Consider the following 17387-nt stretch of genomic DNA (forward strand, 5'->3'; position numbering starts at 1 on the left):
ACAAAAAAAGCGCCGATGTGGGCGCTTTTAATATATGGCTAAGTGTCAGTTGTGATGATTGACTATCGCAATCTATAAACAATAAGAACACAACAAGCACTATTAGCCATGCTTATCGCAATCTACTGATTATACAGTAAGGCGATGACGTCCTTTAGCGCGGCGACGAGCTAAGACCTGACGGCCTTTTTTAGTTGCCATACGAGCACGGAAACCGTGAGTACGTTTACGCTTGATCACGCTTGGTTGGAATGTACGTTTCATAACTCACCTATCAAAATAATGGACTAAATTCGTAATAACGGAGGATTATACCATTCAGTATAGTTTTGGTCAATAAACTAATTTGTTTTGTCCCCAAATAGGAAATACCTCATACGAACCTAGTAGAGATATTTCCTTAAAAACCTATTTCTAGTTAACCAAATTTTACAGTTATATATTCTATGATCTGCAAAGTTATCCACAGCTAGACTCAAGCACTATAATAATAATTAATTAATATAAATATAGTATTGTTATTATTGGGACCATGATTATCTGTGGTTAAGTCTATTTTCCTTTTTATTATCAATTTACTAGGCTATGGGTAAGCCTGTGGATAAACTGTGGGTTAAATATGGATAACTAGCTTGTAAAAGTTATGCACAAAATTGTCCACAGTCTTATCCACAAAAAACAATGTTTTATCCACAGGGTATCTGTGTTAAATTAGGCGCTACTTGGTATACACCTTTGTATAAGGTATTAGTACAAACTCTTTGGTTAGTTGTTACGTGTAACATCAAGGCTTAGGTAGCAAGTTATATTGCTAAAAAATAACTATTATTTCAGATTACAAGGTCAGTATTTTTCATGATAGACACAGCAAATATTTGGGATAAATGTCTAAACGATTTGCGTTATAACGTCAAAGACAACGTATTTACTATGTGGCTGAGACCTCTGTCAGCTCATCAAGAAGCACAAGCTTTGATCATTCTTGCTCCCAATGATTATTTTGTGACGTATATCAAGAAGAATCATCTTCAGGATATTCAGCAGTTGGTGACCAAACACAGTCAAGGTAGTATTGAAGAGGTCGTCGTACGTGTTGATAATGCTGGCCGCAATGCAGAAGATAACAGTCAATCAGGTTCTTTATTTGTAGAAGACGAGGTCTCCCCTACCCCATCCGAACATAAATTTGAATCTATTCATCATAACAACGCAAAAGCAGATATCGACGCGAACATGCGTCACAATGAGCCAGTTGAGTCTGCTGATACAAAATCATTAAGCTATCTGAACCCCGACTTTACTTTTGAAACCTTTGTTACAGGTAAGTCCAATAACTTGGCTTACAAGGCTTGTTATGAGCTTGGTAAGCGCCAATCGAAAAATCGTCACAATCCTTTATTTATATACGGCCCTTCTGGATTGGGAAAAACGCATTTAATGCATTCTGTAGCTCATCGTTATTTAAAAAATAATCAAAGTTTTTATTATTTCACTTCTGAAAAATTTATTAATCAATTAGTTTATTCATTAAGAAATAATAAAATAGAAGATTTTAAAAAGAAAATAAAAAAAGTAGATTTATTAATTGTAGATGATATTCATGTATTGGCAGGGAAGACTAAAAGTAGTAATGAGTTTCTAACATTATTTGCAGATTTTACTAGTGGAGATAAACAACTTATTTTAGCCTCTGATCGACATCCCTCCCAAATGACAGAATTTGATGAACGATTTAGATCGCGGTTTTCTTGGGGGTTAACAGTCGCTGTTGATCCTCCTGAGATTGATACTCGAGTGCAAATTCTGCAGAAAAAAGCGGCCTCTTACGGTATGGTATTACCAAAAGAATGTGCGCTATTTATTGCACAAAATGTGGTATCTAACGTCAGACGTTTAGAAGGTGCCTTAAATCAGGTGTTTGCCAATGCTAACTTAACAGGGGCACAGGTTACTCTTGAAATGGTGCAATATGCGCTAAAAGACATCGTTGCGATGCGTGTGCAAGCAGTGAATATGGATAACATCCGTAAGATAGTTGCTGAGTACTATGATGTCACGGTCAAAGATATTATGGGGCGTAAACGTACGCGTAGTATTGCAAGACCACGTCAAATAGCGATGGCTTTGTCGCGTGAATTAACAGGCGATAGCTTCCCTGAAATCGGTCAGTCGTTCGGTGGACGCGACCATACGACGGTGATGCACGCTTGCGATAAAGTAAATGAGTTAAGAGCAGCAGATCCTGCATTTGATAAGGATTATAAAACCCTAGCTCTGATGTTACAGGCAGGATAAAAGCGACAGATATCGTTGTATTCTAGTAGATACAGATGGTTTATAATATCGAAAATACAAGTGCACAGATGCTTTGTAGATTATCGTCAGCAGACAAGGTATTATTGAGTCATTACGATAAATTTTTATAAAAGAATCATTCAAATAAGAGTAACTAAGCATGCAATTATCGATCAATCGAGAATCGTTACTAAAAGCTATCAACTTGATCGCCAAAGCCGCTGATAAACGCCACAATATGGTTATATTAGGTAATATCAAGCTACAGCTATCAGAATCTGAGCTTATCTTAACAGCGTCAGATTTAGAGGTAGAGCTGACATCGACATTGAAATTGCCTGCTGGTGCTTGTGTAGAAGCAGGTACAACGACGCTTCCTGCAACCAAGCTAAAAGATATTTGTAAATCACTACCTGCACAGGCGCAAGTTAATCTAGCAACTCAAGCAAATGAGCGTTGCTTGTTAACTAGTGGTAAGAGTCGTTTTACATTAGGAACATTGCCAAGTGAAGACTATCCTAGCTTGGGTAACCCTGAAAATATCACACCTCTGACTATCAGCCGTAATCGTCTGACAGATTTGATTCACAAAACACAGTTTGCAATGGCGATTCAAGATGTACGCTACTACTTAACAGGTATGTTATTTGACGTTTCACAGCAGCAACTGACAACGGTAGCAACAGACGGTCATAGATTGGCATTAGCCCGTAGTGTTATCAATGTAAGTGCAGATCTCAATATGCAAGCTATTTTGCCACGTAAGGCAGTGATTGAACTTGAGCGTTTAGCTTCTGAGCTTGGTAAAATGCTGGGTGATCAGGATAACGTAGTTACTCTGAGCTTCGGTCGAGAGTTTCTACAAGTAAGTTTGCCATTTGGTGATGTAGATAGTGCAGGGCAAGTTAGCCAAGATCTGATGGTGACTTTTACCGCACGTTTGATTGATGGCAAGTTCCCTGATTATCGCCGTGTGATGCCGAGCAATACTGACAAACTGGCTTTATTCAGTCAAGAAAAAATGACAGATGTATTGCGCCGTGTTGCCATCCTGAGTAATGAGAAGTCTCGTGGTGTGGTCTTTAATTTTGCTAGCGATGGTATGGTCGAAGTACGTGCCAACAATGCTGAGCAGGATGAAGCAGTCGAGATGATACAAGCTAAGTATCAAGGTGAGCCGATGGAGCTATCGTTTAACGCTGCGTATCTGCAAGATGTATTAGGCGTTATCCAAGGCGATTTACAGATGCATATGAGCCAATCGAATGCCTCTGTATTGGTCAATCAACTAAATGATGAGTTCCATCAGTATGTCATTATGCCAATGCGTATATAGTGTGTTTTTCTTTGGCAATAAACAAAATTGAATAGAAATAGCACGTTTCAAAGAGCTTTTTTTTCAATACTAAATATTGATTTTTAATAAACTTTTGCCTGCTAATCTAGCAGGCTTTAATGGGCGGCTATCGATACCATGATTGAACGTCTACAAATATCCCATCTTAGAAACCTTACTCAAACTAGCCTAGAGCCTGCTGCTTGTAACGTTATTATCGGTGCAAATGGCAGCGGTAAAACTTCGATGCTCGAAGCAATATTCTTATTATCAAGAGGTAAGAGTTTTCGCCATCACCAGCCTAAACGTTATATCCAACATTATCAAAATGACACGACTGTTCATGCTAAGCTCAATGATAGTCGTACTCTAGCTATTCAAAAGCAAGCAGATGCTACGACCATCTTACGCCTCAATCAAACCACTGTTTACAACCAAAGTATCTTAACAGAGCAGCTACCTACATTACTGATAGATCCATCGACAATGGATATGTTGGAGCAGGGAAGTGCGAGCCGTCGACAGCTGCTAGATTGGTTAGTGTTTCACATGAAACAAGGATTTCATCCACAATGGATGGCTTATCAACGCCTCTTAAAACAGCGCAATAGTTTGCTAAAAATTACTCGTAATTTGACTCAAGTACAGCTTGCTGAGCTGAAGTCATGGGATAAAGGATTGAGCAACCATGCTGCCTTGATTCATCATTATCGCGAGCAAGTATTTACTGAATGGCAGCATTATTTTGCCAAGAGCATCATACAGCTATTGCCATCTTACGCTGAGCAACTGAGCCTAAGCTATAACGCTGGTTACGACACCAGTGTCGCACTAGATGTGCAGCTTAATGAGCGGTTAGAGCAGGATTTGCAATTGGGATATACCCGTATAGGCAATCATCGTGCTGATATTCATGTACATTGGCGTTCTGATGAGTCTATAAGCGACCAAACGACAGATGCCAGAAAAGCGGCTTCAGCAAATAGTATCCAAACCAAATTACCGACTTTAAAAGAGCAGGCAGCAAATGTATTGTCTCGCGGTGAAAAGAAACTGCTCATCACGGCACTGCGCCTATCGCAACTGCCACTGTTGCTAAACGATGAAGAGCGCAGTGACTCACTCAATGATGATTTATCATCGAAAGCAACCCCTGTTGTGCTCCTAGATGATATCACTGCAGAATTGGATGATAGAGCTATAGAGATACTACTATCGACCCTCGCTAAACTCCCTTGTCAAGTATTCATGACCAGTCTGACAGATGATATTTTACCTTTAGTTAATGAACTTTGGTCACAACCAAATGTGTTTCACGTGAAACAAGGTGAGATTCTGCTTACTAACTAATATTTCATTCTTCTGCTTATACTTTTGACGATAACCTATCTACTTTCACCTCTCATTACTCAGTACACTAGCCACTACTATTTGTCCTAACAGTTACTATGTTAAAACAACCTTCCTAAGACCGTAAAACTCTCAGTAAACAGTGACTTAGAAGCAAAAAAATGTTAAAATAACCCTTTATTTTTGTCCTGTGCTCAGCAATTTATTTGACAGCATCATAGAAAAGATTTCTATTTTTCAAATATCTATAAGTGTTTGATAGTTATGTATTTTATTTATTTCAATAGTTTTAACAATGGCTAGAAAAACAAAGACTATTACTAATAAGTAATTTACTAATTTTATCTCTGTGCGGCCTTTTTTGAGGCTAACGGTGGTTAGTGGTTTAGCTGCTCATATGCACTCTAGATTATGAATAATAGACGTTAATTCTAAGATGCCATTATGTAGCGGACTTTTTATAAGTGCGCTAATCGTAAATGGCTGATTATGGCTAGATTAAGGAATGTACATGAGTGATTCATTACCTATTGACCACGAGCAATTGATAGACGACAGTGCTACTGAAGCCGCCGTGCCTACTGTAGTTTCAGAAGTGTTGCCTTCTGATTATAGCTCTAAAGATATTCGCGTATTGCGTGGGTTAGAGGCCGTACGTGTGCGTCCTGGTATGTATATCGGTGATACCGATGATGGCACAGGCTTGCATCATATGGTCTTTGAGGTAGTGGATAACTCTATCGATGAGGCGCTGGCTGGTCATTGTGATCAGATTGATATCGTTATTCATGAAGATGAGTCTGTCAGTGTGATGGATAATGGTCGCGGTGTGCCTGTTGATATCCACCCAGAAGAAGGTGTATCAGCAGCTCAGGTCATTATGACTGTATTGCATGCAGGCGGTAAGTTCGATGACAATAGCTATAAAGTATCAGGTGGTTTGCACGGTGTAGGTGTATCAGTAGTTAACGCTCTGTCTCAAAAGCTTGAGATGAATATCTGGCGTGAAGGCTATCACTACCATCAGACTTATACTGATGGTGTACCTGATAGCGATATCCAACAGCTGGAAGCAACCGATCAGACAGGTACCCAAATCCGCTTTTACCCTAGCAGTGATGTGTTTACCGGTACGATCTTTGAGTACGATATCTTGGCAAAACGCTTACGTGAACTGTCATTTTTGAACTCTGGTGTGCGTATTGTTTTGACTGATGAGCGTATTGATAAGCGTCATGAATTTGAGCATAAAGGTGGCTTGCTAGAGTTTGTTAGCTATATCAATGCTGGTAAAGACGGTATCAACGAAGTATTCCATTTTACCAGTCAGCAAGATGATGGTATCAGCGTAGAAGTCGCGCTACAGTGGACAGATACGTATAACGAAAAAGTATTGTGCTTCACCAACAATATCCCGCAAAAAGATGGTGGTACTCACTTATCTGGTTTCCGTTCAGCATTGACGCGTTGCTTGAACAGTTATATGGATCGTGAAAACTTATTCAAAAAAGAAAAAGTAGCCGCAACGGGTGATGATGCTCGTGAAGGTTTAACGGCAATCGTCTCTGTTAAAGTACCAGATCCAAAGTTCTCAAGCCAGACGAAAGATAAGCTAGTATCAAGCGAAGTAAAATCTGCTGTCGAATCTGCGATGCACGATAAATTTAACGATTATCTATTAGAAAATCCAAGTGCTGGTAAAGCCATTGCTAATAAAATTATGGAAGCAGCGCGTGCACGTGATGCGGCTCGTAAAGCACGTGAAATGACACGTCGCAAGACCACTTTGGATATTGCAGGTCTGCCTGGCAAGTTGGCTGATTGCCAAGAAAAAGATCCAGTATTATCTGAACTATACATTGTGGAGGGTGACTCTGCAGGTGGGTCAGCTAAACAAGGTCGTAGCCGTAAAACGCAAGCAATCTTGCCACTAAAAGGTAAGATTCTAAACGTCGAGCGTGCTCGTTTCGATAAGATGCTATCGTCTGCCGAAGTGGGTAACCTGATTACTGCGTTAGGTTGTGGTATTGGTCCTGATGAGTATAATCCTGACAAAATACGCTACCACAAAATCATTATCATGACCGATGCCGACGTTGATGGATCGCATATTCGTACCTTGTTATTGACGTTCTTCTTCCGTCAAACACCTGAGTTGATCGAGCGTGGTTATGTATATATTGCTCAGCCACCGCTATACAAAGTGAAAAAAGGTCGTCAAGAGTTATACCTAAAAGATGATGAAGCGCTTAAAGCGTATCTATTGTCTTCAACGATTGATAATACCAAGCTACATATCAGTGCCGATGCGCCTGCGATTACTGGTCAAGCACTTGAGACACTGCTCAATGACTACAACCAGACACAGTTGATCAAAGCACGTTTACAGATTCGCTTCCCAGCGGTCATTTTGGACGCATTGACGCATACACCAAAACTTAGCACTGACATGACTTATGATGAGCCTGCCATGCAGGATTGGAAAGTAGCGATGCAGACTAAGCTTGATCACTTCGGTAGCGATCTAAGCCCTGAGATTGAATTAGTTAATATCCATGCGCCGCAGCCAAAAAATATGGACGCAGCCGCAGCAGATTTATTGGGTATGACGCCAGTAGTAGGTACTGAAGAAGGCGAAACGTCAGATAGTGAGGCTTTATCTACTAAGGCTCAGTGGCTGCCACGCGTCACGGTATACGTGCATCAACTGGCACACCATTATCTATTAGATGCTAGCTTTATCAACTCGGGTGAGTATGGCAAACTGCTACGTCTATCAAGCGAGTGGAATACATTGCTTGAGAGCGATGCTTTTATCCGCCGTGAAGCAAGTGCAGGAACAACGAAAGATATCCCAGTGCGTGACTTCGATTACCTATGGCAACAAATGATGCTGGATGCACGTCGTGGTCTAGCTATCCAGCGTTATAAAGGGCTAGGTGAGATGAACGCCGACCAGCTATGGGATACAACGATGGACCCTGAAAATCGTCGTATGCTACGCGTTACTATCGAAGATGCTATCGCCGCTGACCATATGTTTACCTGTTTAATGGGTGATCACGTTGAACCGCGTCGTATCTTCATTGAAGAGAATGCATTAACAGTATCGAACTTAGATATTTAAATTTGAAACTGGTTACTGACAATTTATAAAAATACCGCTTTGATATTCAAGGCGGTATTTTTGTTTCACGTGAAACTCATTTGTTAGCGTTGCTATTACTTAATAATTATAATTTGTGGGAATCAAATGGTTGAAGTAATTTTACTCGCTATTGCTTTAGCGATGGATGCGTTTGCAGTGTCGATAGGGTTGGGTGCTAAGGCACAGAAATATAGTCATCAATATGTACTGCGCTTGGCTATCTATGCTGCGCTTTACTTTGGTATCGCTCAGGGCGTAATGCCTCTTACTGGATACTTATTAGGTGCGGCAATGTTGGGTTGGCTGGCCGCTGCTGCACCTTGGATTGGCGGCACTATTTTGATTGCTCTAGGTAGCAAAATGCTTTATGAAGTGTTTACTGCTGATGAGTCAGATGATGACAGTGATGATCTGGACGTCAATGATGATGCTATTAACACTGATAGTGATACAGTAACAGCCACGAGTAAGCATGGACATATCAATCACCGCACTATGTTTACGTTAGCGGTTGCAACCAGTATTGATGCAATGGCGGCAGGGTTTACGCTGAATTTATTGGCACTGAACGCGTGGTTAGCCTGCCTTATTATCGCTATAGTAACTGCTATATTTGGCTGGCTCGGGGTCTATTTGGGACGTCGCTCAGGCACATGGCTAGAAGATAAAGCTGAAGCATTGGGCGGTATCGTGCTTATTGCGATTGGTCTAAAAGTAATGTTTTTTTAGCTAATTTAGTTTTTTACTGAGTATTTATACAAAAGCACCGCTTGGAATATCAAAACGGTGCTTTTTTGTTTCACGTGAAACTAAAATTGGCAATTTTGCTTAGTGGTTACTCTTCGTCACTGTCAAAGCGCCAAGCTAGTACGCGAGTGCTTTTTTGACCTTGGCTCATTTCGATAATACGCATTTGAGCGACGTTTAACTGCTTTAATAATAATTGCAATGGCTTAACGTTTTCAGATTTCGACACTAAGGTAGTGAACCAACCGACGTGCTCTGCAAAGCTCTGACTTTCTTTTGCCATCTTAGTCAAGAACGCAATTTCTCCACCTTCACTCCATAGCTCTTTGTGCTGACCGCCAAAGTTTAGGTTTTGCGCAGCGTTGCCTGATTTGGTTGAACTACGGCTGATTTGCTCGCTTTCATTTTTACCACGATGGCGCTGCAAATTGTGCTGCTTGCGACTATTGGCTTCCATCGCTTCTTCTAATGAAGCATGAAACGGAGGGTTGCAAACCACGACATCAAAATAATCTTGACGACCAATGATGTTCTTAAAGATAAACTTAGGCTCAGGCTGCAGCTTTACTTTGACCGCACTCTTTAGTTTTGGATTGGCTTCACAAATCAACGCTGCAGTGTTGACCGAAATAGGGTCAATATCACTTGCTGTAAAGCGCCAGCCATAGCTCTGACTACCAACGATAGGATAGATAGCACTGGCACCAGTACCGATATCAAGGGCATGAATCTCTTTACCCGTTGGCGGTGTGTTATCGGCATTTACGTGAGTAGTTTGCGCCAATAAGTCCGCAATATAGTGAATATAATCGGCACGTCCAGGAATAGGCGGGCATAGATAGCCTTCAGGAATGTCCCAAAATTTAACCCCGTAATAGTTCGCTAACAGTGCTTTATTTAGCACACGAACAGCCTGATGATCCGAGAAGTTAATCGTCGACTCACCTTTAGGGTTGGTAATGGTGTGGTCAGCAAGCTCGGGTAAGGCGCGAGTCAATACCGCAAAATCGTAACGACCTTGGTGCGGATTACGTGGGTGCAGCTGACCGAGTTTCTTTGCGGTCGCAGGAGATCTGTTTCTGTGTTTACTATTTGCAGGGTTACGGGTCATGGGCTTACTTGTCATAATGTCAGGCTACGATATATGGATATAAGTAACCAGTGTAGCAGATTTCGCAGGTTGCTAATTGTTTATCCGCGCTTTATCGGTCGCTTATCGGTGACGCAATATCAAGTTAAGCCCTAATACGATCATCGCAGTACCCAATACACGGTCGATCCAATGCTCAAACCTTTGGAAGCGTCGATGTACCGCAGGGATAGAAAGTAGCATGACGACCGTACTAAACCACGCCATCTGTAACACCATCATCCATACACCATAAATAGCCAATTGCCAAAGCGGTATGTCAGGCGACAATACAAGAGTAAAAATAGCTACAAAATAGACAGGCGCTTTTGGATTAAAGACATTACAAAGGAATCCGCGACGCAACGTGGCAAAGGTAGATTCGCCATTACTAGGCGATTTCTCGATAGAGGTTTCTTTGGTTGTAGGTGTGGTCTGGCTAGTAAGCGAATCTTGCGAAACGTGAGCACTTGAACCTACTTGTGAATCTGCTTTTTCTAAAGCATGTGTTTTTTCTAAAAGATGAGCTGTTTCTAAATCTGCTGGTTTTTTAGGCTTGGCTTGGATACCTTGCCAACCTAAATAAATCAGATAGCCGCCACCCAACCATTTGATAGTAGTCAATAATGGCTGTGAATGAGCAATGACAGTCGCCAGTCCTAATACAGAATAGATAATATGGACGGCAAGACCCAAGGTAATACCGAGACTACAAATCAAACCTGTGCGTCGGCCTTTTGCTAATGTTTGCTGCGAGACTAAGACAAAATCAGGGCCAGGTGAGGCTGCAGCCAATAGATGTACGCTAGTGATGAGTAAAAAACCGTGCCAAAATTCCATAAAATACTCTGAACCATATTTAGACCTGCAACATAGTTGCACTTATCGTAAATGAGGTCAACTTTTATCGATTTTTGCACTATGCGAGTCATCTCTATGGCTTGTGTTATAGAACGAGGGTGTCTATATTAAAGGTGACTTATCGCTCAATCTCTACCGATAAAGTATCGAGATTCGACTATATAACCACTCATTATATTCCAATAATTACTTTAACAAGGATGGAACCATGACTACGGATAGTAACGCCACAGAAAACCGCATCACTTATAACACGCAAGGCCATGTTTGCCTTGTCGGGCTAAACCGTGCCAATAAACGCAACGCCTTTGACAGTCATATGATTGCCCAACTGTCTGACGCCATGACTCGCTATGAGCAAGACGATAACTTACGCTGTGCGCTGATATTTGCCCATGGAGATCACTTCACTGCTGGGTTAGATTTGGTAGAGCTACAAGACAAGCTAAACGATGGCGTGTTTGAGTTTAATGACGATCAAATCGACCCGTGGGGCATCGGTGGAAAACTGCGTACCAAACCAGTAGTCGTCGCGGTCAAAGGCACTTGCTTCACCGTAGCTATCGAGCTGATGCTAAACAGTGACGTGGTCATCGCCAGTGATAGCTGTAACTTTGCACAGATGGAAGTCCAGCGCGGTATCATGCCATTTGGCGGTGCAACGGTACGTTTTGTAGCCGCTGCTGGCTGGCAAAAAGCCATGCCGTATCTACTCACTGGTAAAGCATTCGATGCGCAAACGGCTGATAGACTGAATTTGGTCAGTGAAGTCGTGGCTAATGGTACTGAGTATGAGCGAGCACTGACGCTGGCACAAGAGATCTGTAAAGCTGCGCCGTTAGGTGTGAGAGGGGCATTGTCGTCAGCACAAGATGCCAGTCGAAATGGGGCCGCGACTGCATTAGCCAATATCCATAGTTATCTCCCGCCGCTCTTTCATTCAGAAGATGCGAAAGAGGGTGTAATGGCGATGGTTGAGAGACGTGAGGCGGAGTTTAAAGGGATATAGATAATGATGCTTTTCGATAGTGAGCTGTTTGGAAAAGTTCCTTCTCCAGAGTCAATTGAAGATTTATTAGCCTTAGTTAAGAGTCATGCTCCAAATCGTAGAAATGTTTATTTTTGGAGAGGGCAAAGTGATATCCAATGGCCTATTCATAGTGCAGCTTACAGACGGTTGAATATTACTAATAAAGAAGTGACTGAGCAAATTATGCAAAGTTATGAGAAGTCTTTGTTAGAGCATGCTACTCATCAAGGTTATAGATACGATAATAATAGAGAGCTTAAAGATCTAGAGTTACTAGCTAAACTTCAACATCATGGAGCTGCAACGAGATTGCTTGACTGCTCTAGAAATTTGTTAATAGGTCTATGGTTTGCTTGCACATCTGAGCAAGAAAAAAATGGGCTACTTTTCGGATTTCATTCCAACTTTGTTGGAGGATATGAAAATGAGCTTGAAGTTAGGTCTTATGCGGATGTGTGTAATGAGCTAGAAGGTTATGATCATCCATTCGTTTGGCAACCGCCAGTAGTTTCTAAAAGAATAGCATCTCAAAGTGCCCAGTTTCTTTATAGCGGAGTTACTAATAAACCGTCTGGAAGTGTAGCTATATCTAATAATATAGATTCATATATAGCCATAAACATTACTCCTTCCTTTAAAAAACTAGCTTTCAAAGAGCTAGCAGAGACTTTTGATATAAGACATTTAACGTTATTTCCTGATCTTGATGGATTTGGGTATGTACATAGTTTTAGGTTCGGTCAGTTTCAACACAACCGTTGGTAAGCTAAACGAGTCTTTTACTAAGATTTTGAAAGGGTATAATATCTTTAAAAAAGTGAATTAAGAATAGAAATATTACTTTAAGCTACTTTAGCTGAAACCATCTACTTACATAGAGCAGCAAATGGCAGAATTGGCTCCAGCTTCATAATAACTCTGATAACCACGGAATCTAACGCAGCAATTCAAAATACCATCATATAAACTAACAATACCACCCAAAAAAAACCTCGCAATCGCGAGGTTTTTTTTATTGAATTCGGCTAATTACATCTGCAGCAGCATTAGAAACTAGGTTCTAATAGACTATTATTTAGCTGACTTATAGTAGTCAACCATCATCGTACCTAAAGTGCCGTTGTCATCGATCGTGACGATTCTGACCGTACCTGATTGTGCTGCGGTACTCGACTGCACTTGTCCGGCATTACCTAAGACGACTTGGTTGTTTTTAGCTGCCTTTGCCTCGTTACCGATAGCGATACTGTTCATGCCACCTGCCATAGATTTATTACCAACAGCGACCGAAGTTGTGCCTTGCGCTGTTGCCGCTTCACCCACAGCGGTAGAGCGCATACCGCTTGCATTGGCTAGATGACCAAACGCTTGTGCACGTTCAGCGGTGGCTTTTGACTGCCAGCCGATAGACGTTGAGCCTAGACCAGCAGCATTGGCTTCACCGCCTACGGCAGTGGCTGAGTTGAGACCTGCATTGGCTTTATTACCGACAGCAACCGTGTCATTATTGCCACCTGCCATAGCTGCCTCACCGACAGCGGTAGAGCGTACACCACTTGCATTGGCTAGATGACCAAAAGCTTGCGCACGTTCGGCAGTGGCTTTTGACTGCCAACCGATAGAGGTTGAGCCTAGACCAGCAGCGTTGGCTTGACCGCCAACCGCAGTAGCTGAGTTTAATCCTGCATTGGCCTGACTACCGATGGCAACGGTATCATTGGTGCCGCTAGTTGTGGCAGCATTGCCAAGAGTGATGGCGGTGCTGCTAGTTGCGTTTGCAGTCTGATGGTCAGTTCCTGTTGCCATAGCAGTGCAAGAAGCGGTTGCAGCAATGGCAAAAGTGAGGGCACTAATCTTTAGTACTGATTTCGGTAACAAGTCCATTTTCATTCTTCATTCCTTTTTGTTAGCCTTGATGGCTTATTAGATAGTTTGGGTAGATGTTGATAGATTATAATCATGGCAACATCAGCGCACTCTGGCACAAACAACTTTATGATAGATAGAGTCCGAAACCTTAATGTAGCATCAATTTTTAACCATTATTGAAATAATGTTTACTTTATATCTTTGTCGGTTATTTAAGCCGATAAATGGATAATTAAGGTCTAAAAGCACCTTAATTATTTGTAAAAGATCGAATACGCCTTAATCTACTAGAGCGGATAGCGTAGTGTATATTCATAATATAGTGCACATATTGCGCTGTGTTTTTGACGTTCCAAACCATTATTATTCCAAATAAGAAGAGTACCAATGCAATATAACTTTGATGAAATAATCGATAGACGCGACACCGGCTCACTCAAGTGGCACTATAACGATGACACGATTGCGCTATGGGTGGCGGATATGGATTTTAAGGCTGCCACGCCGATATTAAGCGCGGTTGAGCAAATCATGCAGCATGGCATCTTGGGTTATACCAAGCCTACTGATGCCTTATACAACTCGATTATTAACTGGCATGGCAGTCGTTATGACTTGCAGTTAGAAAAGCAAAATATTTTGTTTTCCCCTGGTGTCGTGCCAAGCCTAGCGCTGATGATGAATGTCTTTACCAAGGTAGGCGAGGCGGTAATGGTCAACGATCCTATCTACACGCCTTTTATGACTAAGGTTGAGCAAAATGGTCGCAAGCTTGTATTTTCTGCACTGAAAGAAGCCGAGGGTAAGTATCATCTAGACTTGGCCGATATCGAAGCCAAAATCATCGAGCATGAGGTTAAGCTTTATCTACTGTGCAATCCACATAATCCTGGCGGGCGTGTATGGACGAGGGACGAGCTGGAAGCGCTACTTGCGATTTGTAAAAAGCACAACGTGGCGATTGTTAGTGACGAGATTCATCAAGATTTGACCTTGACTGGTCATACGTTTATACCGTTTTTAACACTGGCAAAAGGCTATGAGCACAACGTCGTCAGCCTGACTTCGATGACCAAAACCTTTAATATCGCAGGTATCAAAGGCTCAATGATATTTGCTAAAGATAAGGCGCTAATCAAAAAAATCGGTCAGCAGCAGCAGTTAAATGATGAGTATGAGCTGAATTTATTTGCTTATACGGCCATGCGTAGTGCTTACGAGCACGGCGGTGAGTGGTTAGAGCAGGCGCTTAGTTATATCGAGGCCAATATTGAATTGACGATGCAGTTTTTAAATGAGCATTTGCCTGATATTAAAATCATGCGCCCAGAAGCATCGTACCTAATTTGGCTAGATTGCTCAGCATATAGTCAAGACGATCAGACGCTGTATGGTGCGCTTAGAGCTGCTAAAGTTGAGCTAAACGCTGGCATTAAATATGGTGAGGAAGGACATTTAAAAATGCGTTTAAATGTGGCTTGTCCTAAAGCAATATTGATAGAAGGGTTGAATCGCATTTATGCAGCGTTGGGTGATATTACGTAGTAAACCTAGTAAATGGCTGATGAATAGAGAGGAAGATAGTTTGCTCATAATTGGGTTTACTGTCTACTCTTTGCTTATTTTTGTCATTACTTAGAGAGTAATTATTCAAATTGAGGGTATGCGCGAATAATAATCGCGAATAATTCATCATCTAATAGCCAATAGAGTGCGTAAACTTGTTAAAATAGGGCACCAATTTATCTATTGATGGATATCGATTTATGACCACTGCTGCTGCCACTCCTGCAATCAAAGAAGATCGCATCTTAATCCTCGATTTTGGCTCGCAATATAGCCAGTTAATCGCCCGCCGTGTGCGCGATTCTGGGGTGTTTTGTGAGATGTTCCCTTATGATATCGACACTCAGCGCATCATCGATTTTGGCGCAAAAGGCGTCATCTTGTCAGGTGGCCCTGAGAGCGTCCATGCAGATAACAGCCCGCGTATCAATGACGCGGTGTTTGACCTAGGCGTGCCTGTATTGGGTATTTGCTACGGTATGCAAGCGATGGCAGATCGTTTTGGCGGGCAGGTTCATGCCAGTGATATTCATGAGTTTGGTGCGGCGACCATCGAAGTAAATGGTCACTCGCAGCTGACTGACGGTATCGAAGACAGCAAGACTGACGGCGCGGCTGCCAAGCTAAACGTTTGGATGAGTCATGGTGACAAGGTCATCGAAGCGCCTGAAGGCTTTGACATCGTTGCTAGTACGCCAAGCTGCCCGATTGCGATTATGGCTAATGATGACAAGCAATACTACGGTCTACAGTTCCATCCAGAAGTGACGCATACTCTACAAGGTCAAGCGCTGCTTGGCCGTTTCGTTCATCAAATCTGTGAGTGTGCAGGTGAGTGGACGCCAGACAATATCGCTGATATGCGTATCGCACAGCTAAAAGAGCAAATCGGTGACAAGCAAGTATTGCTAGGTCTATCGGGCGGTGTTGATAGTTCAGTCGTTGCCGCGCTATTGCACAAAGCAATCGGCGATCAGCTGACTTGTGTGTTCGTTGATAACGGTCTATTGCGTCTGCATGAAGGCGACCAAGTCATGCAAATCTTCGCAGAAAACATGGGTGTAAAAGTCATCCGTGTTGATGCAGAAGATTTGTTCTTAGATGCGCTAGCAGGCGAGTCTGATCCAGAGAAAAAACGTAAAATCATCGGCAAGACGTTCATTGACGTATTCGCTGATAGCGCGCGTCAAGTGAGCGAGCAGAGCGATGGTAAAGTTGTTGAATTCTTAGCACAGGGTACGATTTACCCAGACGTGATCGAATCTGCTAAGTCGCATCAAGGCAAAGCACACGTCATTAAGAGCCATCATAACGTAGGCGGTTTGCCAGATGATTTGGCATTTAAGCTGATTGAGCCGTTACGTGATTTGTTCAAAGACGAAGTACGTAAGCTTGGTATTACGCTAGGGTTGCCAGCCAAAATGATCTATCGTCATCCGTTCCCAGGTCCAGGTTTGGGCGTGCGTATCCTTGGCGAAGTCAAAAAGGAATATGCGGATATTCTGCGTTTGGCTGATGCGATCTTTATGCAAGAGCTTGAGCGTTCAGGCTGGTATGACAAGACGGCACAAGCATTTGCCGTATTCCAACCAATAAAATCTGTCGGTGTGGTCGGCGATGGTCGCCGATATGCATGGGTAATCGCGCTACGTGCGGTTGAAACCGTAGACTTTATGACGGCTCGCTTTGCGCATCTGCCGTATGATTTGATCGAGACGGTATCGAACCGCATTATGAATGAAATCGCTGAAGTATCTCGTGTGACCTATGATGTGTCGAGCAAGCCACCAGCTACGATTGAGTGGGAGTAATTCGTTTACGTATTCTAAACGGTAACGGCGTTAACCTCGCTAGATATACAAACACGTATTATCTGCGCTCGGTTGCCTTGTTACCATCTTAGACTACGTAAACTTATCTAAACAGCTTTTCAACTCAGATTTTTTGAATTGATATAGAGCTTGTCATCAATAAAAAAACACTCAACTTGGTTGGGTGTTTTTTTTGGTTTGAATGCAAAATTTCCATAGTTTTTTAGATAAGCTAGAATGATGAG

General features: G+C 42.1%; 13 protein-coding genes. 9 read left to right on the forward strand and 4 right to left on the reverse strand.

The window, feature by feature from the left end:
* Positions 1-129: 129 nt before the first annotated feature.
* Positions 130-264: a 50S ribosomal protein L34 gene (gene rpmH, locus QL886_RS07250; RefSeq protein ID WP_007394757.1), complete on the reverse strand. Its 135-nt coding sequence runs from the start codon at positions 262-264 to the stop codon at positions 130-132.
* Positions 265-855: 591 nt separating this feature from the next.
* Between rpmH and dnaA the strand changes: the two genes are divergently transcribed.
* The 5 genes from dnaA to QL886_RS07275 all read left to right on the forward strand — a co-directional run bounded on the left by dnaA (position 856) and on the right by QL886_RS07275 (position 8858).
* Positions 856-2295, forward strand: coding sequence for a chromosomal replication initiator protein DnaA (dnaA, locus tag QL886_RS07255; RefSeq protein ID WP_290178175.1), 1440 nt, complete (start codon positions 856-858; stop codon positions 2293-2295).
* Between the two features lie 160 nt (positions 2296-2455).
* Positions 2456-3631: a DNA polymerase III subunit beta gene (gene dnaN / locus QL886_RS07260; protein WP_290178176.1), complete on the forward strand. Its 1176-nt coding sequence runs from the start codon at positions 2456-2458 to the stop codon at positions 3629-3631.
* A gap of 138 nt (positions 3632-3769) precedes the next feature.
* Positions 3770-4981 (forward strand): DNA replication and repair protein RecF, encoded by a 1212-nt coding sequence (gene recF / locus QL886_RS07265; RefSeq protein WP_290178178.1) that lies wholly within the window; start codon positions 3770-3772, stop codon positions 4979-4981.
* 511 nt (positions 4982-5492) lie between these two features.
* Complete coding sequence (gene gyrB / locus QL886_RS07270; RefSeq protein WP_290178179.1) at positions 5493-8108, forward strand: DNA topoisomerase (ATP-hydrolyzing) subunit B; 2616 nt, start codon at positions 5493-5495, stop codon at positions 8106-8108.
* A 126-nt stretch (positions 8109-8234) separates the two neighbouring features.
* Entirely contained in the window at positions 8235-8858 is a 624-nt protein-coding gene (locus QL886_RS07275; RefSeq protein ID WP_290178180.1) for a manganese efflux pump MntP family protein, read from the forward strand.
* 106 nt (positions 8859-8964) lie between these two features.
* Here QL886_RS07275 and rlmF read toward each other — a convergent pair whose 3' ends face one another.
* Complete coding sequence (gene rlmF / locus QL886_RS07280; RefSeq protein ID WP_102094836.1) at positions 8965-10002, reverse strand: 23S rRNA (adenine(1618)-N(6))-methyltransferase RlmF; 1038 nt, start codon at positions 10000-10002, stop codon at positions 8965-8967.
* A gap of 87 nt (positions 10003-10089) precedes the next feature.
* On the reverse strand, positions 10090-10845 hold the full coding sequence (locus tag QL886_RS07285) for a LysE family transporter (RefSeq protein ID WP_290178182.1): 756 nt from the start codon (positions 10843-10845) through the stop codon (positions 10090-10092).
* A 229-nt stretch (positions 10846-11074) separates the two neighbouring features.
* On the opposite strand from QL886_RS07285, the gene QL886_RS07290 reads away from it, so the two are divergent.
* Positions 11075-11875 carry a crotonase/enoyl-CoA hydratase family protein gene (locus QL886_RS07290; RefSeq protein WP_290178183.1) on the forward strand — a complete coding sequence of 267 codons (801 nt, stop codon included), beginning with the start codon at positions 11075-11077 and terminating at the stop codon, positions 11873-11875.
* A 3-nt stretch (positions 11876-11878) separates the two neighbouring features.
* On the forward strand, positions 11879-12661 hold the full coding sequence (locus tag QL886_RS07295) for an FRG domain-containing protein (RefSeq protein ID WP_290178184.1): 783 nt from the start codon (positions 11879-11881) through the stop codon (positions 12659-12661).
* A gap of 306 nt (positions 12662-12967) precedes the next feature.
* Here QL886_RS07295 and QL886_RS07300 read toward each other — a convergent pair whose 3' ends face one another.
* Entirely contained in the window at positions 12968-13786 is an 819-nt protein-coding gene (locus tag QL886_RS07300; protein ID WP_290178185.1) for a hypothetical protein, read from the reverse strand.
* A 366-nt stretch (positions 13787-14152) separates the two neighbouring features.
* Here QL886_RS07300 and QL886_RS07305 point away from each other — a divergent pair, with 366 nt between their 5' ends.
* The gene (locus tag QL886_RS07305) at positions 14153-15310 is read left to right on the forward strand and encodes a MalY/PatB family protein (RefSeq protein ID WP_290178186.1); all 1158 of its coding nucleotides are present in this window, start codon (positions 14153-14155) and stop codon (positions 15308-15310) included.
* A 221-nt stretch (positions 15311-15531) separates the two neighbouring features.
* On the forward strand, positions 15532-17142 hold the full coding sequence (gene guaA / locus QL886_RS07310) for a glutamine-hydrolyzing GMP synthase (RefSeq protein WP_290178187.1): 1611 nt from the start codon (positions 15532-15534) through the stop codon (positions 17140-17142).
* Positions 17143-17387 lie beyond the last annotated feature (245 nt).

Source organism: Psychrobacter sp. APC 3281, from assembly GCF_030407815.1.
Classification (GTDB): Bacteria; Pseudomonadota; Gammaproteobacteria; order Pseudomonadales; family Moraxellaceae; genus Psychrobacter.